General features: G+C 64.0%; 21 protein-coding genes. 9 read left to right on the top strand and 12 right to left on the bottom strand.

All coding sequences use genetic code 11. The annotated features are described in order from the left end of the window. Positions 1 to 10: 10 nt before the first annotated feature. The 4 genes from ABIC76_RS14670 to ABIC76_RS14655 all read right to left on the bottom strand — a co-directional run bounded on the left by ABIC76_RS14670 (position 11) and on the right by ABIC76_RS14655 (position 4,293). A complete protein-coding gene (locus ABIC76_RS14670; RefSeq protein ID WP_027680740.1) occupies positions 11 to 946 on the bottom strand; it encodes a branched-chain amino acid ABC transporter permease in 936 nt (311 codons plus the stop codon). A 210-nt stretch (positions 947 to 1,156) separates the two neighbouring features. Further along, positions 1,157 to 2,365: a branched-chain amino acid ABC transporter substrate-binding protein gene (locus tag ABIC76_RS14665; RefSeq protein ID WP_027680739.1), complete on the bottom strand. Its 1,209-nt coding sequence runs from the start codon at positions 2,363 to 2,365 to the stop codon at positions 1,157 to 1,159. A gap of 454 nt (positions 2,366 to 2,819) precedes the next feature. After that, the gene (ispH, locus tag ABIC76_RS14660; protein WP_354534412.1) at positions 2,820 to 3,803 is read right to left on the bottom strand and encodes a 4-hydroxy-3-methylbut-2-enyl diphosphate reductase; all 984 of its coding nucleotides are present in this window, start codon (positions 3,801 to 3,803) and stop codon (positions 2,820 to 2,822) included. Between the two features lies 1 nt (position 3,804). Next, the gene (locus ABIC76_RS14655) at positions 3,805 to 4,293 is read right to left on the bottom strand and encodes an FKBP-type peptidyl-prolyl cis-trans isomerase (RefSeq protein ID WP_027680737.1); all 489 of its coding nucleotides are present in this window, start codon (positions 4,291 to 4,293) and stop codon (positions 3,805 to 3,807) included. A gap of 119 nt (positions 4,294 to 4,412) precedes the next feature. On the opposite strand from ABIC76_RS14655, the gene radC reads away from it, so the two are divergent. The 4 genes from radC to nadB all read left to right on the top strand — a co-directional run bounded on the left by radC (position 4,413) and on the right by nadB (position 7,464). Continuing rightward, complete coding sequence (gene radC, locus ABIC76_RS14650) at positions 4,413 to 5,087, top strand: RadC family protein (protein ID WP_027680736.1); 675 nt, start codon at positions 4,413 to 4,415, stop codon at positions 5,085 to 5,087. A 180-nt stretch (positions 5,088 to 5,267) separates the two neighbouring features. Beyond that, positions 5,268 to 5,501 carry a 50S ribosomal protein L28 gene (gene rpmB / locus ABIC76_RS14645; RefSeq protein ID WP_004631999.1) on the top strand — a complete coding sequence of 78 codons (234 nt, stop codon included), beginning with the start codon at positions 5,268 to 5,270 and terminating at the stop codon, positions 5,499 to 5,501. 13 nt (positions 5,502 to 5,514) lie between these two features. Then, positions 5,515 to 5,685, top strand: a complete 171-nt coding sequence (gene rpmG / locus ABIC76_RS14640; RefSeq protein ID WP_003262397.1) for a 50S ribosomal protein L33 — start codon at positions 5,515 to 5,517, stop codon at positions 5,683 to 5,685. A 177-nt stretch (positions 5,686 to 5,862) separates the two neighbouring features. Next, on the top strand, positions 5,863 to 7,464 hold the full coding sequence (nadB, locus tag ABIC76_RS14635) for an L-aspartate oxidase (protein ID WP_102066646.1): 1,602 nt from the start codon (positions 5,863 to 5,865) through the stop codon (positions 7,462 to 7,464). 9 nt (positions 7,465 to 7,473) lie between these two features. Here nadB and nadC read toward each other — a convergent pair whose 3' ends face one another. From nadC to purN, 7 genes are all read right to left on the bottom strand, one after another. Beyond that, entirely contained in the window at positions 7,474 to 8,373 is a 900-nt protein-coding gene (nadC, locus tag ABIC76_RS14630; protein ID WP_354534411.1) for a carboxylating nicotinate-nucleotide diphosphorylase, read from the bottom strand. Continuing rightward, complete coding sequence (gene nadA / locus ABIC76_RS14625; RefSeq protein ID WP_354534410.1) at positions 8,370 to 9,518, bottom strand: quinolinate synthase NadA; 1,149 nt, start codon at positions 9,516 to 9,518, stop codon at positions 8,370 to 8,372. The genes nadC and nadA overlap by 4 nt, the downstream gene beginning before the upstream one ends. Before the next feature lie 187 nt (positions 9,519 to 9,705). Then, positions 9,706 to 10,896, bottom strand: a complete 1,191-nt coding sequence (locus ABIC76_RS14620; RefSeq protein WP_009241308.1) for a DesA family fatty acid desaturase — start codon at positions 10,894 to 10,896, stop codon at positions 9,706 to 9,708. A 370-nt stretch (positions 10,897 to 11,266) separates the two neighbouring features. Then, positions 11,267 to 12,643 carry a mechanosensitive ion channel family protein gene (locus tag ABIC76_RS14615; RefSeq protein ID WP_354534409.1) on the bottom strand — a complete coding sequence of 459 codons (1,377 nt, stop codon included), beginning with the start codon at positions 12,641 to 12,643 and terminating at the stop codon, positions 11,267 to 11,269. A 25-nt stretch (positions 12,644 to 12,668) separates the two neighbouring features. After that, positions 12,669 to 13,238 carry a phospholipase D family nuclease gene (locus ABIC76_RS14610; RefSeq protein ID WP_354534408.1) on the bottom strand — a complete coding sequence of 190 codons (570 nt, stop codon included), beginning with the start codon at positions 13,236 to 13,238 and terminating at the stop codon, positions 12,669 to 12,671. Further along, on the bottom strand, positions 13,235 to 14,629 hold the full coding sequence (locus ABIC76_RS14605) for an RsmB/NOP family class I SAM-dependent RNA methyltransferase (RefSeq protein ID WP_102066651.1): 1,395 nt from the start codon (positions 14,627 to 14,629) through the stop codon (positions 13,235 to 13,237). Before ABIC76_RS14605 ends, ABIC76_RS14610 begins: the two co-directional genes overlap by 4 nt. Then, positions 14,626 to 15,276: a phosphoribosylglycinamide formyltransferase gene (purN, locus tag ABIC76_RS14600; protein ID WP_354534406.1), complete on the bottom strand. Its 651-nt coding sequence runs from the start codon at positions 15,274 to 15,276 to the stop codon at positions 14,626 to 14,628. Before purN ends, ABIC76_RS14605 begins: the two co-directional genes overlap by 4 nt. A gap of 402 nt (positions 15,277 to 15,678) precedes the next feature. Between purN and ABIC76_RS14595 the strand changes: the two genes are divergently transcribed. Beyond that, entirely contained in the window at positions 15,679 to 16,344 is a 666-nt protein-coding gene (locus ABIC76_RS14595; RefSeq protein ID WP_027680729.1) for a response regulator transcription factor, read from the top strand. A 66-nt stretch (positions 16,345 to 16,410) separates the two neighbouring features. On the opposite strand, the gene ABIC76_RS14590 is transcribed toward ABIC76_RS14595, so the two are convergent. Beyond that, positions 16,411 to 18,243 (bottom strand): ATP-binding response regulator, encoded by a 1,833-nt coding sequence (locus ABIC76_RS14590; protein WP_027680728.1) that lies wholly within the window; start codon positions 18,241 to 18,243, stop codon positions 16,411 to 16,413. A 220-nt stretch (positions 18,244 to 18,463) separates the two neighbouring features. Between ABIC76_RS14590 and ABIC76_RS14585 the strand changes: the two genes are divergently transcribed. From ABIC76_RS14585 to ABIC76_RS14570, 4 genes are all read left to right on the top strand, one after another. Beyond that, complete coding sequence (locus tag ABIC76_RS14585) at positions 18,464 to 19,462, top strand: bifunctional riboflavin kinase/FAD synthetase (RefSeq protein WP_045787515.1); 999 nt, start codon at positions 18,464 to 18,466, stop codon at positions 19,460 to 19,462. Positions 19,463 to 19,571: 109 nt separating this feature from the next. Next, positions 19,572 to 22,451, top strand: a complete 2,880-nt coding sequence (ileS, locus tag ABIC76_RS14580; RefSeq protein ID WP_102066653.1) for an isoleucine--tRNA ligase — start codon at positions 19,572 to 19,574, stop codon at positions 22,449 to 22,451. After that, positions 22,451 to 22,975: a signal peptidase II gene (lspA, locus tag ABIC76_RS14575; RefSeq protein WP_354534405.1), complete on the top strand. Its 525-nt coding sequence runs from the start codon at positions 22,451 to 22,453 to the stop codon at positions 22,973 to 22,975. Before ileS ends, lspA begins: the two co-directional genes overlap by 1 nt. Positions 22,976 to 22,982: 7 nt before the next feature. Then, positions 22,983 to 23,360, top strand: a complete 378-nt coding sequence (locus tag ABIC76_RS14570) for a DUF4180 domain-containing protein (protein WP_354534404.1) — start codon at positions 22,983 to 22,985, stop codon at positions 23,358 to 23,360.

Raw genomic sequence — 23,360 nt, 5'->3', positions numbered from 1 at the left:
GCTCCCCTTCTTATGCGCGGTCCGCAACGCGTTCACCCATGATGCCGGACGGGCGGAACAGCAGCACGCCAATCAGCACGATGAATGCGAACACATCCTGGTAGTTCGAACCGAACACACCGCCAGTCAGATCGCCGATATAACCGGCACCCAGTGCTTCGATCAGGCCCAGCAGCATGCCGCCGACCATGGCGCCAGCCAGGTTGCCGATGCCGCCCAGCACTGCAGCGGTAAACGCCTTCAGGCCGGGGATGAAGCCCATGTAGAAGTGGGCGTTGCCGTAGTTGGTCGCCATCATCACGCCGGCAACCGCTGCCATGGCAGCACCGATCATGAACGTGGCGGAGATCACGAAGTTCGGGTTGACGCCCATCAGGCCCGCCACACGCTGGTTCTCGGCGGTCGCGCGCATGGCACGGCCGAGCTTGGTGCGGTTGACCAGCAGGATCAGCCCGACCATGACCAGGATCGACACCACGATGATGACGATTTCCTTGCCCGTAATGGTCGCGCCCGTGGAGCCGATATCGATCGGGTTCGAGGGCAGCAGTTGCGGGAAGGTCAGCGGGTTGCGCGACCAGATCATCATCGCCAGCGTCTGCAGCACGATCGACACGCCGATGGCGGTGATCAGCGGCGCCAGGCGCGGCGCATTGCGCAGCGGCCGGTAAGCGACACGTTCAATGGTGTAGGCAACGATGGCGCAGACCGGCATTGCAAACAGCAATGCGAACACCAGCGTGAGCCAGTCAGGCAGATTGGGGAAATATTTCTGGAGGAAGTTGATGGCAGTCAGGGCAGACATTGCACCGACCATCAGAACATCGCCGTGGGCGAAGTTGATGATGCCGAGAATACCGTAGACCATGGTGTAGCCAAGTGCGATCAGCGCGTAAATGCTGCCGAGCACCAGACCGTTCACGATCTGCTGGATAAAGATATCCATGAGAACAGCTCCTGCTATGCCTTGCTTTGTTGTAGGCGACGGGATGACGTGCCCGCAAGGTATGCGATCAATCGGATGGGTAAGGTGAGGTTGCTGGTAAGCGGCCTGCCGAACGCGCCCATGGTGAGGGCCTTGTGTAACTGGCGAGGCTATAAAAAACGGCACCGCTAGGGTAGGCGCGGTGCCGTTTTCAGGGCGGTAGCCCTTCGATTACATCTTCACAACGTCAAGAACGCTCTTCTTCTTGTCCTTGTAGTTGTACAGGGTGATGGAGCCTTGCTTCAGGTCACCCTTGTCGTCGAACGCGATGTTGCCGATCACGCCGTTGTAGTTGGTTGCCGGCATGGCAGCCAGGATCTTGGCAGCGTCGGTCGAGTTGGCACGCTTCATCGCGTCGATGATCACGTTGACGGCGTCATACGTGAACGGTGCATAGATCTGCACCGGCGTGTTGAAGCGCGCTTGGTACTTCTTCTCGAAGTCTGCGCCCTTCTCCATCTTCGACAGCGCCAGGCCTGCTTCCGAGCAGACGATGTTGTCGATCGCGTCGCCAGCCAGTTCGGCCACCTTGTCGGTACACACGCCGTCGCCGCCAACGATCTTGGCCGTGATGCCCAGTTCCTTGGCTTGCTTGGCGAACGGACCACCGGTGGCGTCCATGCCGCCGTACATGATCACGTCCGGCTTCTTGCCCTTGATCTTGGTCAGAATGGCCTTGAAGTCGGTCGCCTTGTCGTTGGTTGCCTCACGCGCCACGACATTCACGCCACCTGCCTTCGCGGTCTTCTCGAACTCGTCGGCCAGGCCCTTGCCGTAGGCGGTGGCATCGTCAACGATGGCCACGGTCTTGGCGCCCAGGGTCTTGGCGGCGTAGTTCGCCAGTGCCGGACCTTGTTGCGCGTCGGTTGCAACCACGCGGTAGGTCGTCTTGAAGCCTTGCTTGGTGTAGTCGGGGTTGGTCGACGACGGCGAGATCTGCACGATGCCTGCGTCGCTGTAGATCTTCGAGGCCGGGATCGAAACGCCCGAGTTCAGGTGGCCGACGACGGCAACAACGTGCTCGTCAACCAGCTTCTGCGCCACGGCGGTGCCGGTCTTCGGATCGCCTGCATCGTCTTCACCGACCAGTTCCAGCTTGATCTTCTTGCCGTCGATGGTCAGGCCTTCCTTGTTGGCTTCTTCAACGGCCAGGCGGGCACCGTTTTCGTTGTCTTTGCCAAGGTGAGCAATACCGCCCGTGAGCGGAGCCGCGTGACCGATCTTGATGACGGTCTCGCCGCCACCGGCAGCAGCAGCCGGAGCCGACGTTGCTGCAGGTGCAGCAGCTTGGTCTGCGGGCTTTTCCTCGTTCTTACCGCAAGCTGCTACGAGTGCCACGGCAGCCGCAAGCGGCAGAACTTTGGCAAACTTAATTTGCATGAGTGATCTCCTAGATCTCGCAAGAGCAAGAAGAGCGTCCTGCCTCCCGGCCGCTCCCCCCGCGCCGATTGTTTCAATTTGAAACGCGCGAATTGTATCCCCTTTTATTGCGGATGCAATACGCGTCGCAACAACGATTTTTACAGTAACTACGCCGCTTTACGGGCTTTCCCCAATGCCCAAACAGGCGTCATTTCGCGCAGGCATTCGCGAACGGCGCATAGCCATATCAAGAACCGTGCCAGAGTAGGGGAAACCCCCTATCCAGGCGGCTTGGCGGGCGATTTCCACGGTAAATCAAGGCTTCGCGGGCGTTGAAGGGGTTTCTGCAATGCACAAAACAAAACGGCCACTCCCGAAAGAAGTGGCCGTTGAATCATCAAAAGCGATTTATGCACCGCATTAGGGCGCACAGTTTTTGTGCGCTTTTAAGTGGGCATTTACATAAACGCATTCAATTCATTTGAAGCCCCCTCGGAAGGGGGAAGGACATGTTTTCCTGGATCCCGTCCAGCGGACGCACGGTGCGCGCGCCCAGCGCCTTGAGCCGATCGACGATCGATTGCGCCAACTCTTCTGGCGCCGATGCACCGGCGGTCAGGCCGACGCGACGCTTGCCGGCCACCCACTCGGGCTTGACCTGTTCGGGCGTATCCACCATATAGGCAGGCACACCCAGCTTTTCGGCCAGCTCACGCAGACGATTCGAGTTCGAGCTGTTCGGGCTGCCAACAACGATCACCACTTCCACCTGCGGCGCCATGAACTTCACGGCGTCCTGCCGATTCTGCGTCGCGTAGCAGATGTCCTGCTTCTTCGGCTCGTGCACCGCCGGGAAGCGTGCCTTGATGGCGGCCACGATTTCCTGGGTCTCATCCACCGACAGCGTGGTTTGCGTGACGTAGGCCAGGCGCGTCGGGTCTTTCACCTCGAGATGCGCCACGTCATTGACGGATTCGACCAGCAGCATCCCGTCGTTGGCCTGGCCCATGGTGCCTTCCACCTCGGGATGGCCCTTGTGCCCGATCATGATGATCTCGAAGCCTTGCGCACGCATCTTCGAGACTTCCACGTGCACCTTCGTCACCAGCGGGCACGTCGCATCGAATACACGCAGGCCGCGCGCTTCGGCCGCCTCGCGCACCGCCCGCGACACACCGTGCGCACTGAAGATGACCGTGCCGCCCACCGGCACATCGTCGAGTTCCTGCACGAACACCGCGCCCTTGTTGCGCAGATCGCCCACCACATAGGCGTTGTGGACGATCTCGTGACGCACGTAAATGGGCGCGCCAAACAGCTCCAGGGCGCGCTCGACGATTTCGATGGCGCGATCCACGCCGGCACAGAAGCCGCGTGGCTGCGCCAGCAAAACCTCGGCGTCAGCCTGGGTGACCGGATCAATGGAGTCGAGCGGGGCGTTCACAGGGTTACCCATATCAAAGAATGCCGATCAGCTGGACTTCAAACACGATCGTCTGGCCGGCCAGCGGGTGGTTGAAGTCGAACAGCGCCGACGTCTCGCCGACTTCCTTCAGCACGCCGGCATATTTACCGCCGCTGGGCGCATTGAACTCAACCAGGTCGCCCGGCTGGTAATCCTCTTCGAACGAAGAGTTTTCGCGCAGCGTGGCCAGCGACACACGCTGCAGCAGTTCCGGATTGCGCGGGCCGAACGCATGCTCGGGCGCCAGGCGGAACGTCGTGCGCTCGCCCTCGCGCATCCCGAGCAGCGCCTGCTCCAGCGTGGGCGCCATCTGGCCTTGGCCGAGCAGCAGCGTGGCCGGCTTGTCGTCGAAGGTGGTGACGATGTCCGTGTCGTTTTCCAGCGCGATGCGATAGTGCAGCGTCAGAAATGAATCCGGACCGACCACCTTGCCTGCGCCGTCTGGCGTCGTCGCGGACGCCTCGTTCACCAAATTTTGCACGCTCAACCTGCTTGACCAAAAAGTAACCCGTTATTGTACGTCAGCCCTCCGCGCGGCCGCAGGCGCGACGTACGCCGCACTCCTGCGGTCGAGGGCTTTTCCATCGCTCATGTCACCCTATGGCAATCGTCGACTGGCCCGCCCACGAGCGGCCGCGTGAGAAACTGCTCGCCCACGGCCCCGCCGCTCTCTCCGATGCGGAGCTGCTGGCCATCTTCCTGCGCGTCGGCATGCCAGGCAAAAGCGCCGTCGACCTCGCCCGCGAACTGCTTTCTCACTTTGGGTCGCTCGCGCGGCTGTGCCACGCCTCCCAACAAGAGTTCTCTTCGATCAACGGCATGGGCCCGGCCAAATACGCACAACTGCATGCGCTGCTGGAAGTTGCCCGGCGTGCACTGAAAGAAGACTTCGCGCACGGTCAGACCTTTGAATCGCCTCAAAGCGTGAAGGATTTCTTGCGCCTGACCCTGGGGCACCGCCCGCACGAGGTGTTCGCCTGCTTCTTTCTAGATGTACGGCACCGGCTGATCGCCTGGGAAGAGCTCTTTCGCGGCACCCTGACCGAAGCGCGCGTCTACCCTCGCGAGATCGCCAAGCGCGCCCTCCATCACAATGCAGCCGCCGTGATCCTGGCCCACAACCACCCCACGGGCGATACGCAGCCCAGCGAATCGGATATCACCCTCACCCGCGAGTTGCGCCGCGCGCTGGCCATGCTCGACGTGATCGTCCTCGATCACATGATCGTCGGCCGCAGCCACGTCTACGGCTTCCTGGAACACGGCAAAATGTAGTGCCGACACCGCATCGCACGGTGCCCAACAGCAATCCATCGATCTCGTTGATTTGTCAGCGGTTTTGTGTGTATAATCCGCGTTTCGCTGAAGTCCCACCTCTACAGTGGCGCTGCGCTTGGTTTTGGTCCCAGCGCCCGGTCGCAAACTGTAGCCAACGAATTTAGTTAGGAGTGCTCCATGGCACGCGTCTGTCAAGTGACCGGGAAAGCGCCGATGGTCGGCAATAACGTTTCCCACGCAAACAACAAGACCAAGCGCCGTTTTCTGCCGAACCTGCAGAATCGCCGCTTCTGGGTCGAATCCGAAAACCGCTGGGTGAGCCTGCGCGTCTCGAACGCTGGTCTGCGCCTGATCGATAAAAAAGGCATCGACGAAGTGCTCGTGGATCTGCGCGCACGCGGCGAAGTCTAATTAGGAGTTAAACATGGCCAGCAAAGGCGGACGCGACAAGATCAAGCTGGAATCGACCGCAGGTACGGGTCATTTCTACACGACCACCAAGAACAAGCGCACCAAGCCGGAAAAGATGGAGATCATGAAGTTCGATCCCGTCGCCCGCAAGCACGTCGCTTACAAGGAAACCAAGATCAAGTAATCCTCGCGGATTGCGCATCTTGTTTCCGTCGGCATGACCGACAGCAAAAACCCGCTTTCAGGCGGGTTTTTTGTTGCCTGCTGTTTGGCACATGCTGCGGTGTACACTGCTTCTCTTTCCGATTGACACGCGACTGTGTTACCTCCAGCCGCGCCTGCACCGCATCCCGCGTCTTCCATGAATTTCGATGTTGCCGTTGTTGGCAGCGGCTTGGCGGGCCTGACCGTCGCCCTGCACCTAGCCGATCACCGCCGCGTGGTCGTCATCAGCAAACGCAGCCTGCCGGAAGGCGCCAGCGACTGGGCACAGGGCGGCATTGCCGCGGTGCTCGATTCGGGCGACAGCCATGACGAGCACGTCGACGACACGCTCATTGCCGGGGCAGGCCTGTGCGATGAAGCCGCGACCCGCTACATCGTCGAGAACGGGCGCTCGGCCATTGAATGGTTGATCGGCCATGGCGTGCCTTTTACGCGTGACGAGCAGGCCGAACTCGGCTTCCACCTGACGCGTGAAGGCGGCCATCGCCATCGACGCATCATCCACGCCGCCGATGCTACCGGCCATGCCGTGGTCACGACGCTGGTCGAGAAGGTGCGCAATCACCCGAACATCACGCTGCTGGAAGACCATTTCGCGATCGACCTGATTACCGACGCGAAGCTGGGCCTGCCCGGCATGCGCTGCCATGGCCTGTACGCGCTCGACATTGCGTCGGGCCACGTCAAGACGATTACCGCGAGCCAAACCGTGATGGCCACGGGCGGTGCGGGCAAGGTCTATCTCTACACGACGAATCCGGACACGGCCAGCGGCGACGGCATTGCCATGGCGTGGCGTGCAGGCTGCCGGGTGGCGAACATGGAGTTCATCCAGTTCCATCCCACGTGCCTGTACCACCCGTTCGCGAAGTCCTTCCTGATTACCGAAGCCGTGCGCGGCGAAGGCGGCAAGCTGATCCTGCCCGACGGCACGCGCTTCATGCCTGCGCACGATGAGCGAGCGGAGCTGGCGCCGCGCGATATCGTCGCGCGCGCCATCGACTTCGAGATGAAGAAGCGCGGCCTGGACTGCGTCTATCTGGACATCAGCCATCAGAGCCCGGCGTTCCTCCAGGAGCATTTCCCGACCATCATGGCGCGCTGCCTGGAGCTGGGCATCGACATCACGCGCCAACCGATTCCGGTCGTGCCGGCAGCGCACTACACGTGCGGCGGCGTGGTGACCGACCATCTTGGGCGCACGGACATCGCTGGCCTGTACGCCGTCGGCGAGACGGCTTACACCGGCCTGCACGGCGCTAACCGGCTGGCGAGCAATTCGTTGCTCGAATGCATGGTGATCGGACGCGGCGCGGCGGAAGACATCCTCGCGCAACCGGCCTCGGACCCCACATCGGTGCAAATTCCCGCATGGGACGAAAGCCGCGTGACCGATCCCGATGAGGAAGTCGTCGTCTCGCACAACTGGGACGAACTGCGTCGCATGATGTGGAACTACGTCGGCATCGTGCGTACGAACAAGCGGCTGGAGCGGGCGCAGCACCGCATTGCGCTGTTGCGCGAAGAGATCACGGAGTACTACGCCAACTTCCGCGTGAGCCACGATCTGCTGGAATTGCGCAACCTCGTCGAGGCTGCCTCGCTGATCGTCGACAGCGCGCTGTCACGGCATGAGAGCCGCGGCCTGCATTTCTCGCGCGACTACCCCGAAACGTTGCCCAAGGCGCTGCCGACGGTCATGCAGCCGACCCATCGGCAGATCGCCCGGAAACGCTGAGGCTTAGGCTTACTCGACGATCCGCAAAGAGAAGTCGGTTGCGCGCACGTCCTTCGTGAGCGCACCGACGGAGATGCGGTCCACGCCCGTCTCGGCAAAGGTGCGGATCGTCTCGATGTTCACGCCGCCGGACACCTCCAGCAGCGCCCTGCCCGCGGTCACCCGCACAGCCTCGCGCATCGCAGCCGGCTCGAAGTTGTCGAGCAGCACAGAGGTGGCACCGGCCGCCAGCGCTTCATCCAGCTGCGCGAGCGTTTCCACCTCAATCTGGATCGTCACGCCGGCATTCAACGCCTGCGCCGCGCGCAGGGCGGCCGTCACACCACCTGCCGCCGCGATATGGTTTTCCTTGATGAGGATGCCGTCGTACAAGGCTAGACGCTGATTCTCGCCGCCACCGATTCGCACGGCGTACTTCTGCGCCAGGCGCAAGCCCGGCAGCGTCTTGCGCGTATCGAGCACGCGGGCACGCGTGCCTTCGACGGCAGCGGCGTAACGCGAAGTTGCCGTCGCCACACCGGACAGCAACTGCAGGAAGTTCAGCGACGGGCGTTCCGCCGTCAACAGCGAACGCGCCGGGCCTTCGATCTCGCACACCACGGAATCGGGCGCCATGCGATCGCCTTCGTGCTGGCGCCACGTGACACGCAGCGTCGGGTCAACGGCGCGCATGCAGGCGTCAAACCAGGGCGTGCCGCAGAGCACAGCGTCCTCGCGCACGATCACGCGGGCCCGCGCATGGCGATCGGCGGGGATCAGCAAGCCGGTGCGGTCGCCCGTGCCGACGTCCTCTGCAATGGCTGCGGCCACGTTGGCGGACAACGCCTCGCGCAGCGCCGGACCAAAGCTATCGAAAATTGCCTCAGCCGAAGGGGCAGGACTTGTCGTGTTCATCTGTGTTGCCGTCATGCCGGGCCGATTCCTTGAAAGAGTTGTGCGTTGGCGGCCAGGTCGCCTTGCGGGCGAACCGCGGCTTTCTCGCGCGCGGCAAAGTCGAGCATGCGGTCGATGCAGACCACGGCTTGCCGCCCGATGGCCGGATCGACGTGAATCTCGTTGCGACCGGTTTCCAGCACCTCGGCCAGATTGGTCAGCGCGTTCATCGCCATCCACGGGCAATGCGCGCAGCTCTTGCACGTGGCAGCGTTACCCGCCGTCGGGGCCTCGATGAAGCGCTTGCCGGGGGCGGCCATCCGCATCTTGTGCAGGATGCCGTTGTCGGTCGCGACGATGAATTCCTGCGCCGACAACGACTGCGCCGCGGCAATCAGTTGCGAAGTCGAACCCACCACATCAGCCTGCGCCACCACCGATTCCGGCGATTCCGGGTGCACGAGAATCTTCGCGTTCGGGTGTTCGGCACGCAGCAGGTCAAGCTCGACGCCCTTGAATTCGTCGTGCACCAGGCACGAGCCCTGCCACATCAGCATGTCGGCACCGGTCTGCTTCTGAATGTAGCTGCCGAGATGACGATCCGGTGCCCACAGGATCTTCTTTCCCTGGGCGTGCAGGTGCTGCACGATCTTCAGGCCAATGGACGAGGTCACCATCCAGTCGGCGCGCGCCTTCACTGCGGCGCTGGTATTGGCATAGACGACCACGGTGCGATCCGGATGCGCATCGCAGAAGGCGGCGAATTCATCCGGCGGGCAACCCAGATCCAACGAGCAGGTGGCGTCAAGATCCGGCATCAGCACGGTCTTCTCGGGGCTCAGAATCTTGGCGGTCTCGCCCATGAAGCGCACGCCCGCCACAACCAATGTCTTGGCCGAATGGTCGCGGCCAAAGCGCGCCATTTCCAGCGAATCGGATACGCAGCCACCGGTTTCTTCGGCCAGGTCCTGCAGGTCGGCGTCAACGTAGTAGTGCGCAACCAACACGGCCTCACGCTCCTTGAGCAGGCGCTTGATGCGGGCTTTCAGGCCGTCGCGTTCCTCGCGCGACAGCACCGGCGGCACCTTGGCCCAGGCGTGGGCGACGCAGCTTGCGCCGGATTGCGCCTCGGAAAGCATATCCGGGCGCTCGAATTCAACCGTCTTGATGTGGGTTTCCATGGTGGTCTCCGCGTCCATTCGCGCTGTGAAGGCGCCAAGAAGCTGGCGCGGCAATGAAACGGACGGCGTGTGAGGAGGACTGGCACCGCGATACATTGTCGCGGCGTATTAAAAATGGGAATTGGGGCAGTTTACCCAAAAGAAAAGCCCCGCTGCGGAGCGGGGCTTCACCTATGAAACAAGAAACTCAGGCGTAGCGGCGCAGGCGCACAGCAAATTCCTGCAGTGCGTGAATACCGCTTTCCTCAGCGCGCTTGCACCATTCCTGCAGCTGATGCAGCAATTGCTCGCGCGTGGCGTTCGAACGGCCCCAGAGCGCGCCAAGCTCACGGCGCATCTCAACGAAGGTGTGCAGCGCCGAATGGTCCGACACGATTTGCGAGAGCTGCTCGCGCTGCGGCGCGCCCAGCTTGGTCTCGTCGCGGTGGAACCACTTGCGGGCGGGCTTCAGCGCGCGGTACTCGACAGCGCGCGAATCCTTCAGCTTGGCCAGCTCCTGGCGATAGGCCGCCTTGACGGTCTTGGCATAGCGGGCCATCACGTCGTAGCGGTTGGCGATGATGGCTTCCAGCGTGTTCTGGTCGACCGGCTTCACGTCGCCAAAGCGGGCCTTGGGCGCCACCTTCTTGACCTTCGCCAAACCGACGATTTCGAGCGCGCGGATGTAGCCCCAGCCGATGTCGAACTCATACCACTTGACCGAGAACTTGGCCGACGTGGCATACGTATGGTGGTTGTTGTGCAGCTCTTCGCCGCCGATGATGATGCCCCACGGCGACACGTTCGTCGAAGCGTCTTCGCAGTCGAAGTTGCGGTAGCCCCAGAAGTGGCCCAGACCGTTGATGATGCCGGCAGCGTGGATCGGGATCCACAGCATCTGCACGGCCCACACCGTCAGGCCGAGCGCACCGAACATCAGCACGTCCAGGATCAGCATCAGACCGACGCCTTGCCACGTGAACTTCGAATACACGTTCTTCTCGACCCAATCGTCCGGCGTACCGTGGCCGAACTTCTGGATCGTTTCCTTGTTCTTGGCCTCGGCGCGATACAGCTCGGCGCCTTCCATCAGCACCTTGCGGATGCCTCGGGTCTGCGGGCTATGCGGATCCTCTTCGGTTTCGCACTTGGCGTGGTGCTTGCGGTGAATGGCGGTCCATTCCTTCGTGACCATGCCAGTGGTCAGCCACAGCCAGAAACGGAAGAAGTGTCCGGCGATGGGATGCACATCCAGCGCCCGGTGCGCCTGGCAACGGTGCAGAAAAATCGTGACGCTGGCGATGGTGATGTGCGTCATCACCAGCGTGAAAATCAGGATTTGCCACCAGGCCCAATCCAGGGTGCCGTTGGCAAGGAAAGTCAGAAAGGAGTCGATCAAAGTGTTCTCCGTGGTCAACTCGGGTGATCAAAGCAGCCCTTGGTCCGTCAATCGAACAAACCATGCTGCCTCTTAAGGCCATCCGTTGTCGCAGCGTTACGACAACGGGGTCGTGTTGGCGGGGATGCGGGTGTTGGCACCCGGCTTGCGCGTCACATCGGCCAGCTTCCTGCCGCCATTGATATGACCTCCGCCCCTGCGCAATACAAGGCATTCGCAGCGCTTTGTCGCAAATACCGAGCCTTTGCGACGAGCCGTCTAATCCTTCGTGGGAGCAATCGGCATTTTAACCGAACACCCCCTCTATTCCATGGGGGAAAACCGCCGTTTTGACCTCGGACAAGGGGGCGCCGTTCCCCGCGTAGGTGTGTTAGGCCGAGGGGGACGGGTTCGATGCGGCTCCCACATCACCCGAAGTGCTCGGAGCGCCCTGTTGCAGCGCCTGGGCCCCGAGCACCCGCACTTCACGTTGCGGGTATGGGATCTCGATGCCAGCTTCCTTGAAGCGGCGATAGATGGCGCGGTTCAGGTCGGATTGCACGCCGAGCTTGCCGTTGTGCGGGTCGCCGATCCACACCCCTAGTTCGTACTCGATGCCGCTGTCGGCAAACAACGCCATGAAAGCGGCGGGCGCTGGCTCAGGCAGAACGCGCGGGATGCCCTCGGCGCATTGCAGCAGCAGCGCCAGCACGCTTTCAGGATCAGCGGCATACGACGCCTGCACGCGCACCGCCACGCGCACGGTGCCGCGCTCGTTGTGGTTCTGCACGGCCTGCGCGACCATCAGTTCGTTCGGGACGAGCGTATCGCCGTCGCCATTGCGCACCACGGTGTAGCGGGTGCGGATCTGCGTGACGATGCCGGTGTACGTGCTGACCGTAATCTGATCGCCCAGCTTGAGCGAACGCTCCAGCAGGATGATGAAGCCCGAGACGTAATTGCTGGCGATTTTCTGCAAGCCAAAGCCCAGGCCCACGCCAAGCGCGCCGCCAAACACCGACAGCACCGTCAGGTCGATGCCCACCAGCGACAGGCTCAGCAGCAGCGACACCAGCAGCAGCACTGCCTTGGTCACGCGCGACAGCACCACCTTCAGGTTGGCGTCAATGGCCGAAGCACGCGTGATGCGGCTGTCCAGCCACGAGCCGAACCACATTGCCACGAGCACCGTGACGAGAATCCACACCACGCCCATCAGCATGGCCGCCAGGCTCACCTTCTGCTTGCCACCCAGCGCAAAGCGGATGCCGTCGAGGTAATCCACCACATCGCCGAGCACGCCGAGCACGTAGAGCACCATGCCGATCCACATCAGCGTGGTCAGCACGCGCTCTGCGAGGACGAGCATGCCGTGCAGCTCGCCGTTGGCCGACAGCACGCGGCGCAACACGTAGAAGCCGAGATAAAGAATCGCTAGGCCAAACAGCGGCACCGCGGCCAGCCGGAACACGCTGATCGGCATGGTGCCAACCAGGGCATAGCGCGCACCCACCACCAGCAGCCAGCCGATCAGCGGGAACATCGCCCGCTCCAGGCTCGACCAGGCAAAACGCAGGGCGAAGGTCTCGTTCACATGCGCCGCATGCAGGCGCCGCGAGATCGGCCGCGCAATCAGCCAGGCCGCAACGAGCACCAGCAGCAGCGCGCCCAGTTGCCAGATAAAGCGCGGACCACCCAGATCGGAGACGATGTCGTCGATCATGTGGCCCAGCGCGATGTGGTTCAGGTTCAGCGGCAATCCGTTCATTGGGTTAGCGGGTGATTGCAAACCCTTACTGGGTCCGATAGGGCAACGCGTCAGCCACATGCTTCTGCCAGTTGGCGGCATAACGCTGGGCGAGATCGGCATCGCCGCGCACGATCAGGACGTTCTCGGCGTTGCCGCGCTGCGCAGTCTGCGTGAAATTGAAGCTGCCGGTGACCAGCACCGGATGCGCGCCGCGCGGGTCGATCACGATGACCTTGTTGTGCGCATTCTTGTAGCGCACCTCCAGCCAGACGGGAATGCCTGCGTTGGCGACCTCCGGCACGCGGCTGCCGCCGGAGCGCGTCATCTGCTCACGGTCGGCGAGCACGCGAACATCCACACCACGTTGATGCGCCGCCAGCAGCGCACGCGTGATGGCCTTGTTCGACAGCAGATACGCCTGCACCAGCACCTGCTCGCGCGCCTCGTCGATGGCATCGGCCAACAATCCTTCGATGTCGTCATCGGGCGTGAACGCGGCCTGCACCGTGCCCTTGGCCGGCTGCACCGGCGGCGCGCTGCGGGCCAGTGCGACGCCACCTGCAGCCAACGCCAGCCATGCGGCCAGCAGCCAACCGAAGCGGCGCACCATCATGCGCGGCGCTCCAGCACGGCCGCGAAGAAGCCGTCGGTCTGGTGCGTGTGCGGATACAGCTCGAGGTAGGGCCCCATTTCCAGCGCGATCTTCTGCGCGGCCAGCACCTCGCCGGCGGGCACGAGCACGAAGTCTTCATGTGCCGCCAGGAACTGCTCCACCACCCGCTGGTTCTCGCGCGCAAGTACGCTGCAAGTCGCGTAGACGAGGCGGCCACCCGCCTTCAGCAGCCGCGCCGCCGATGTCAGGATCGACAGCTGCTTGGCCGACATTTCTTCCACGGCCTGCGCCGACTGGCGCCACTTCAGGTCCGGATTGCGGCGCAGCGTGCCGAGGCCGCTGCACGGCGCGTCGACCAACACGCGATCGATCTTGCCGGCCAGACGCTTGACCTTGGCATCGTGCTCGCTGTCGATACGGCCCGGGTGCACGTTGGACAGGCCGCTGCGCGCCAGTCGCGGGCCGAGGTTCGACAAGCGCTTTTCCGATACGTCGAAGGCATACAGGCGCCCCGTCGAGCGCATCGCCGCGCCAATCGCCAGGGTCTTGCCGCCGGCACCGGCGCAGAAATCGACCACCATTTCGCCGCGCTTGGGTGCCAGCAATTGGCACAGCAGTTGGCTGCCCTCGTCCTGCACCTCGACCGTGCCGTTGGTGAAGATGTCGAGCTTGTTCAGCGCCGGCTTGCCCGCTAGGCGGATGCCCACCGGCGAGAGCGGCGCCGCAGCGCCTTCAATGCCGGCTTCGGCCAGCGTGCCGAGCACGGCGTCGCGTTCGCCCTTGAGCGTGTTCACACGCAGATCCAGCGGTGCGGGCGTCAACCACGCCTGAGCCAACGCTTCGGTGAACTCCGCACCGTGCTGGGCAACCAGCGCGTCGAACAGCCAGTCGGGCAGATTGGCGCGCACGCGGGCCGCCAACGCCGCGCGGTCGCGGTTTTCCCAGCGATCCAGCCATTCGGCTTCGGCCGGGTTCAGGAACGGGGCAATCGCCTCACGTCCGGCAGTCTGCAACAAGCCAAGCAGTACCAGACGGCGACGCGCCGGGCCCGTGCCGCTCTCGGCAAACTGGCCGAATTCCACCTTGCGGCGCAGCACGGCAAAGGCGGCTTCGGCGATGATGCCGCGCTCGCGGTGGCCAAGTTCGTGGTGCTCCCGGAAGTACTGGCTGACCACCATGTCGGCGGGCGCCGCAAAGTGCAGCAGGCGCGCAAGCACCTTGTCGAGGTGCTCCAGATGGCTGCCATGCACGCCCGTGCGGGGACGCGGAGCGCTGCGGGGGGCAGGCTTGCCCTGCGGTGCGCGGTACCAGCCACCGCCACCCGAACCCGCCCGCTTGTTGCCCGATCCGCCGTTTCCGTTGCCGCGCGAACGCTGACGATCCTGGCTCATGCTGCCTCCCGGGCGTTGGCGCCAATGACAAGCTGCGATTCATCCGGCGAGACGCGCACGACACCGTCTTCGATCGACAACCGCCCTTCCACGAACCAGCGCACGGCACGCGGGTAGATCGTGTGTTCCTGTGCCAGCAGCCGCCCGGCGAGCGAGTCAGGCGTGTCGTCCTGACGCACGTCGATGACGGCCTGCAGCACGATCGGGCCGTGGTCCAGGTCAGCGGTCACGAAATGCACTGTGGCGCCGTGCACCTTCACGCCCATGGCCAGCGCCGCCTCGTGCGTATGCAAACCAGGGAAGCACGGCAGCAGAGATGGGTGAATGTTCAGCATGCGGCCCGCGTAGCGCTTTACAAAGCCGGGCGTAAGGATGCGCATGAAACCGGCCAGCACCACGAGATCAGGCGAAAAGCCGTCGATCACCTGCGCCAGAGCGGCGTCGAAGCTGTCCCGATCGGGGAAAGTCTTGTGGTCGACCACCGCGGTCGCAATGCCGTGCGACGCGGCAAATTTAAGTCCTGCCGCTTCGGGCCGATTAGAAATGACGGCGGCAATGCGTCCCGACCAACCTTCGGCCTGACAGGCGCGGACAATGGCTTCCATATTGGAGCCGCGTCCGGAAATGAGAATGACGATGTTTTTCATCGCGGCATTTTATCAAGTGCGCCGCAGTTCCCCGAGAAAATCGGGTGTGACGGCTGCGGGGCCATGCCGCGGGCGCTTTTGCAGTCACCGTGGCATTTTGCCGACGCGTGCCGGCAAAAACCCTGTCGCGCCGGCAAAAGGAAGGGGCAACCGTTGGCGTGCTTTGGCGCGCTCTGATAATCTCAGCACCATAATTGTCCGCGCTCCCGAGGGGTCGGGTGTGCAGCCAGCGATGATCCGACGCGTATGCGGCCGCCGTTCATCCCGCGCTGCAACATCGTGCGGGCGATACCGTGACGGTCGATCGGCACAGGGTGAGACGCCCGGCCCGTCGGCCATCGCCCGCGCCGGGTCGACACGCGTACAACAACAAGAGGGCTCTGCCCTCACCGGGGAATAAGAATGACGAGCTCGCTGCGTAGCCTGCTGGTGGTCGACGACCACCCTCTCGCCTTATCTGGCACGACCACGTTTCTTGCACACGCCTTGCCTGAAGTCCAGGTGCACGCGGCCATTGGCCGGCGCCAGGCGCTTGCGCTGGTGGAAGAAGGCGTCCGTCCGGACGTCGTGCTGCTGGACGTGTGGCTGTCCGACTGCACCGGCTTCGACGCCATGCGGGAGCTGCGCGGCAAACTGCCGGAAGCGCGCTTTGCCTTCATGTCGGCGGAAAACACGCCAGAAATCGTCGCCAAGGCCCAAGCGCTGGGCGCCATCGGCTTCATCGGCAAGCACGCCGATGCGCATGCCTTCTCCAAGGCAGTCGCCGGCATCTTTGGCGGCGATGCATCCTTCCCGTCGGAAGACGATATGGGCGGCACGAACGGCAAGGGCGGCGCCTCGCACGGCATCCCGATCACGCCGGCGGAACTGGGGCTGACGCCGCGTCAGGGCTCGGTGCTGGCGCTGCTGCTCGAAGGTCTGCCGAACAAGTCGATTGCGCGTCAGTTGGGCCTGACGGAAAACACCGTCAAAGAACACGTCTCGGCGATTTTGCAGCGGCTCGGCGTGCGCACGCGCATCCAGATCATTTCGCGCATGGAGCGCTTCCGCCTGACGGGCGCGGCCTGATCTGCACGCTTGGCCTGATCATCGCGGCGCCGCCATCGACGGCGCCGTTTTACATTCCCGTCCGTATCAGTAAGCGACCTGCGGCTCGGCTGAGCGGCCGCGCAGCCAGCGCTTGAGCAGCACGCGCAGCATGTTCGGGTCCATCGGCTTGGCCAGCAGCAGGTAGCCGGCTTCTTCGGCGCGCGCCAGGGCGGCGGAGTTGCGATCGCCGGTCAGCAGCACAGCGTGGGCATCGGGGTGGCTGACCTGCCAGCGTTCGAGCAGTTGCAGGCCGTCTTCCTCGCCGGGCAAGCGCAAGTCGCAGAAGATGATCTGCGGACGGATGCCGCGCGCGAGCAGTTGCTCGGCGGAACGGCCATCTGCCGCGCTGTGGACCTCCACGCCCCACGCTTCGAGCAACGCGTGCCAGGCCTTGCGGATCTGCGGATCATCATCCACCACCAGCACCACGCCAGAGAACCGCGGCTGGTCGAGCACGGCGCGCTTCTGCTCGGCGCGCGGCTGCGTCGCCAGCGGCGCCTTGATCTCGGCGGGCACCGGCCGCAGCGCCATCCAGAACATCGAGCCGCGCCCCGGCACCGAGCGCACGCCAAACGTGCCGCGCAGCAGACGCACACATTCCTTGTAGATCGACAGGCCCAAACCGAGACCCTGGCTCGGGTCGCGCTCCGGGTTTTCGACCTGGTAGTACGTCGAGAAGATGTCTTTCTGGTGCTCCGGCGCGATGCCGATGCCGGTATCCCAGACCTCGATCCGCAGATGCTTCTGACGCACGCGCAGTGCCACCATCACGCCGCCGCGCTCGGTGTAGCGCAGCGCGTTCTGCAGGAGGTTGAACAGCGCCCGACGCAGCAGCACCGGCTCGGCCATCCCGAACACGGGCAGCGGCGGAATACGCGCCGCGAGCGTCAGGCCCTTGGCGCGCGCATCCGGCATGAACTGCTGGACCACCTCGGTGATCACTTCGCCCAGATCCACCGGCTCCAGCGTCGGCGAGGTCTTGCGGCTCTCCAGCTTGGACAAGTCCAGCAGTGAGCGGAACAGCAAATCGATGGTCGCAGCGCCCGAAGCGAGTTGCTCCACGAGCGGCGCCAAGGATTCCGACTGGTTGCGCGCCCGCAGGGCCTCCACCAGCAGCACGATTGCATGCACCGGCTGGCGCAAGTCGTGGCTGGCCGCGGCCAGGAAGCGCGATTTTTCTTCCGACGCCGACAAGGCGCGCTGCTTTTCATCCTGGTAGCGGCGCGCGAGCTGGCGGCTCTCGTTCTCAAGCTGGATTTCGCGCACCAGCGTGTTGTGGATGTTCACCGCATGCCGCGTCAGCAGCGCCGCAAAAAACAGCAGCACGCCGCGCAAATACAGCCCGTGCCCCGGAAACGCCTGCTCGGCCAGCACAAAGTGCGGCGCCAGGATGCCCGTCCCGAGGATCAGCAAACTGGATGGCACCGGCGCCTGCGACAACACCGCCGCTGCCGCCACACCGATGATCACGATCATCAGCAGGCTGCTGAACTCCAGCGACGGCGACATCAGATACAGCCCTGCCGAACAGCCCCACGCCACCCCGCCCACCGCCGACATGACGTGCATGCCCGTCCACCACTTGCGGGTGTGCGCGGCCAGCGTCATGCGGGTCAGGTCGTAGCGATAACCGAAATAGAAGCGCAGGCCCGACGCCGTCAGGCACAGCATGATGAGGCACCAGCCCAGCAGCCCCGGGCGGTTCGAGGCATCCCAGAATGCGGCGACCGTCAAGGCAGGCAGGACGACCGAGGCGGCGATCCCCATGGGCGCCCCGCGATGCACGGCGGCGAGCAGCTTGGCTCGGGCGTCCAGTTCAAGCGGCGCGCGGCTGGCAAGCCCGAACTTGGCGAAGAAAAGGCGCAGCGAGGCGTTCAAGGAGATGTCGGCAAGAAACTGGATACCGGATTGTGCCGCAAGCATGAACCGCGCGGGCGCATCGTTCGGACGATTGCGCAACACCCAGCCTCATCCTCCCTTGACCCGCCGGGGATGGGGCAATCCCTTATATAATGTGCGTTTTGCTGGATTTTGGCCGGCTGCTACGCCAATCCGGTCCAAAAACGCATTTCCCCTTCCTCGACCACCGACGCTTCTCGTGAAAGTCTTTCGCGGCCTGCCTAACGCCGAAAGTCGCGCGCCCTGCGCGTTGACCATCGGCAACTTCGACGGCGTGCACCGCGGGCACCAGTCTCTGCTGGCCCGCGCACGCGCGGCGGCCGACGCACGCGGATTGCCGCTCACGGTGATGACGTTCGAGCCGCATCCGCGCGAATTCTTCATGCCGGACCGCGCGCCCACCCGCATCGCGCTGCTGCGCGACAAGCTGGAAAGCCTGCGCCGCCAGGGCGTCGATCGCGTGGTCGTGGAGCATTTCAACGCGCATTTTGCGGGCCAAACGCCCGACGAATTCGTCCGCAATGTCCTGGTGGATGGTCTGCACGCGCGCTGGCTGTTGGTGGGCGATGACTTCCGCTTTGGCGCCAAGCGCGCCGGAGATTTCACCTACCTGCAGGCCGCCGGCGCGCAGTTCGGCTTTGAAGTCGAGCAGATGGGCTCGGTGTCCGAGTCCGGCATCCGCATCTCCAGCTCGGCGGTGCGGGAGGCGCTGGCCGCGGGCGACCTCGAACATGCCCGCCGCCTGCTCGGTCACGGTTATGCCATCAGCGGGCACGTGGTGCATGGGCAAAAGCTCGGCCGCTCGCTCGGCTTCCCGACGCTGAATCTGCGCATCTCGCACCGCAAGCCGGCAGTGGCCGGCATCTTTGTCGTGCAGGTGCACGGGCTGGCTGAAAAGCCGCTGCCGGCCGTCGCGAGCATTGGCGTACGCCCGACGGTGGACGACTCCGGCCGCGTGCTGCTCGAAGTGCACGTCTTCGATTACAACGCCAGCGTCTACGGCAAGCTGGTCCGCGTGGAATTCATGAAGAAGCTGCGCGACGAGGCTCGCTACGATTCGCTCGATGCGCTCAAGGACGCCATCGCGCAGGACTGTGTTCACGCGCGGCAGTTCTTCGGCCTGCCCGTCCCGCCGGCCGGCGAGTCGCCCACGCTGCGGCGCGACTTCGCCACCTCCGCCACCGACCGAATTCAGTAGGCGGCCGACACGTTCGCCGCCCAGAAGCCACACGCTGCGCACGCGCGTCCTGCACTGTCAGCCGCGCCTGCACCCACCCGAATTGCCCGAATCTGCCCCACATCACACCATGTCCGATTCCAAGAAGCCTACGCCGGAGAAGAGCAAGTACCCGGTCAACCTGCTGGACACGCCCTTCCCCATGCGCGGCGACCTGCCCAAGCGCGAACCGCTGTGGGTCAAGCAATGGCAGGACAAGCAGCTGTACAAGAAGATCCGCGCCGCGCGCAAAGGCGCGAAGAAGTTCATCCTTCACGACGGCCCGCCGTATGCCAATGGCGATCTGCACATCGGCCACGCGGTCAACAAGATCCTCAAGGACATGGTGATCAAGGCGCGCGGCCTGACCGGGCTGGACGCCGTCTACGTGCCGGGCTGGGACTGCCACGGCATGCCGATCGAAATCCAGATCGAAAAGCAATTTGGCAAGGGCCTGCCGGTCAAAGAAGTGCAAGAGAAAGCGCGCGCGTACGCCACGGGCCAGATCGCCCGCCAGAAGGCGGATTTCGAACGCCTGGGCGTGCTGGGCGATTGGGCCGATCCGTACCTGACCATGAACTTCCGCAACGAAGCGGATGAAGTGCGCGCGCTGGGCAAGATCCTGGAAAAGGGCTACGTCTTCCGCGGCCTGAAGCCGGTCAACTGGTGCTTCGACTGCGGCTCCGCATTGGCCGAAGCCGAAGTCGAATATGCGGATCGCACCGACCTGTCGATCGACGTCGGCTTCCCGTTCGCCGATATCGACGCGCTGGCGAGCGCCTTCCACGTCGGCGCCGATGTGCTCAAGGCCAAGCCGGGCTGGATCGTGATCTGGACCACCACGCCGTGGACGATCCCTTCCAACCAGGCGCTGAACCTGCACCCGGAAATCGAATACGCGCTGGTCGACACGCCGCGCGGGCTGCTGATCGTCGCCAAGGAGCGCGTCGAGGCCTGCCTGCAAAGCTGGAAGCTCGAAGGCACCGTGCTGGCCACGTGCGAAGGCGCAGCGCTCTCGGGCGTGCGTTTCCACCATCCGCTCGCCAAGATGGACGCGGGCTACGATCGCACCTCGCCCGTCTACCTGGGCGACTACGTGACCATCGACACCGGCACCGGCATCGTCCACTCCGCGCCCGCCTACGGCGTGGAAGACTTCCAGTCGTGCAAGGCGCACAACATGCCCGACTCGGAAATCATCAACCCGGTCATGGGCAACGGCGTGTACGCATCGACGCTGCCGCTGTTCGGCGGCCAGATGATCTGGGATGCCAATCCGAAGATCGTCGAGGTGCTGCGCGACTCGGGCAACCTGTTCGATGCGCACAAGTACGCGCACAGCTACATGCACTGCTGGCGCCACAAGACGCCGATCATCTATCGCGCCACGTCGCAGTGGTTTGCGGGGATGGACGTGCAGCCCAACGACGGCAACGCCACGCTGCGCGAAACGGCGCTGGCCGGCATCGATGCCACCGCGTTCTACCCGTCGTGGGGCAAGCAGCGCCTGCACAACATGATCGCCAACCGCCCGGACTGGACGCTGTCGCGCCAGCGCCAATGGGGCGTGCCGATGGCCTTCTTCGTGCACAAGGAAACCGGCGCGCTGCACCCGCGCACGCCCGAGCTGCTGGAACAGGTCGCGCAGCGCATCGAACAGAGCGGCATCGAAGCCTGGCAAACGCTCGACCCGCGCGAGCTGCTCGGCGACGAGGCTGACATGTACGAGAAGAATCGCGACACGCTCGACGTGTGGTTCGACTCGGGCACGACGCACTGGCACGTCATCCGCGGCTCGCATGCGGCGGATCTGTACGACGCTTCGGCCGACCTGCCCGACGGTCGCCTGGCCGACTTGTACCTGGAAGGCTCCGACCAGCACCGCGGCTGGTTCCACTCGTCGCTGCTGACGGCGTCGATGCTGTACGGCAAGCCGCCGTACAAGGGCCTGCTCACGCACGGCTTCACGGTGGACGGCGAAGGCCGGAAGATGTCGAAGTCGATCGGCAACACGATCGCGCCGCAGGAAATCGCCAACAAGATGGGCGCAGAGATCATCCGCCTGTGGGTGGCCTCGACCGATTATTCGGGCGAACTCGCCATCTCGGACGAGATCCTGAAGCGCGTGGTGGAAGGCTATCGCCGCATCCGCAACACGCTGCGCTTCCTGCTCGCCAACCTGACCGACTACGACCACGCCAAGCACGCGCTGCCGACCGAGCAATGGCTCGAAATCGATCGCTATGCCGTCGCGCTGACGGATGCGTTGCAGAAGGAAGTCCTGTCGCACTACGACGTCTATGAATTCCACCCGGTCGTCGCCAAGCTGCAGACGTTCTGCTCGGAAGACCTGGGCGGCTTCTACCTCGACGTGCTGAAGGACCGCCTGTACACCACGGCGCCCGATTCCGTGGCGCGCCGCTCGGCACAGAACGCGCTGTATCACATCACCCAGGCGATGCTGCATTGGATGGCGCCGTTCCTGTCGTTCACGGCCGAAGAGGCATGGCAGGTCTTCGCACACGGCACCGAGCACACCGACACCATCTTCACCAGCACCTACTACGACGCCCCGGTGCCGCAAGGCGCCAGCGCGCTGCTGGAGAAGTGGGCCGCCATCCGCAACGTGCGCGGCGAAGTGACCAAGCAACTGGAAGCGCTGCGCATCGACGGCAAGATCGGTTCGTCGCTGCAGGCGGAAGTGACGGTGTCGGCGGGTGAGTCGGTACATGACGCACTGGCCAGCCTCGGTGACGACCTGCGCTTCGTGCTGATCACGTCGGCGGCCAAGCTGGAACGCGCCCCGGAAGGCGGCGATCTGCTCATCACCGTGGTGCCGTCGACGCACGCCAAGTGCGAGCGCTGCTGGCACTACCGCGCCGACGTCGGCCACGACCACGCCCACCCGACCCTCTGCAAGCGCTGCACCGACAACCTGTTCGGCGCCGGCGAACAACGGAGCGCTGCCTGATGGCCACTCGCAACAACGGCAAGAGCAAATCGATCGGGATGAAGAAGAGCGGCGGCGGTCATGGCGTGGGCCCCTGGCTGGGCCTGGCCGTCATCTGGATCCTGCTGGACCAGTTGACCAAGATCGCCGTCCTCAAAACCTTCACGTACGGCGAGTCGCGGCCGGTCACCGGGTTCTTCAACCTGGTGCTGGCCTATAACAAGGGAGCGGCGTTCTCGTTCCTGGCGGCGGCGGGCGGCTGGCAACGCTGGTTCTTCACGGGCCTGGGCGTGGCGGCTGCGCTGTTCATCGTGTGGCTGCTCAAGCGGCACAGCGGGCAGAAGATGTTCTGCTTTGCGCTGGCACTGATTCTGGGCGGCGCGCTGGGCAACGTGATCGACCGCGTCCTCTACGGTCACGTGGTGGACTTCCTCGACTTCTACCTGCACAACTACCACTGGCCGGCCTTCAACGTGGCGGACTGCGGTATCTGCATCGGTGCGGTGCTGCTGATCGTCGACGAACTGCGGCGCGTGCGTCGCTAAGGCTGCCGTGTCAAATCTCCAGCGTTGGAACGGCGAAGCGGTGCTGTGCCTCGATGAGACCGGCCCGCGCATCGCTACCGAACAGGACGCACTGGACCATCTGATCGGCGAGGCGCTGGGGCATGGCGCATCGATGGTTGCCGTGCCGGTCAGCCGCCTCGACGCCGCGTTCTTTGCGCTGCGCACCGGCCTGGCCGGCGGCATCGCGCAGAAGATCACGAACTACCGACTGAAGCTCGCCGTGGTCGGCGACATCTCCGCGCACCTGGACGCCAGCAGCGCGCTGCGCGACTGGGTGCGGGAATCCAACAAGCGCGACACGATCCGCTTCGTCCCCTCGCTGGACGACCTGGCCGCCGATGCGCGGCCCATGCCTGCCGAATGA

The organism is Ralstonia sp. 1138 (assembly GCF_040544795.1).
Classification (GTDB): Bacteria; Pseudomonadota; Gammaproteobacteria; order Burkholderiales; family Burkholderiaceae; genus Ralstonia; species Ralstonia flatus.
This window is presented reverse-complemented; position numbering and strand designations above follow the sequence as displayed.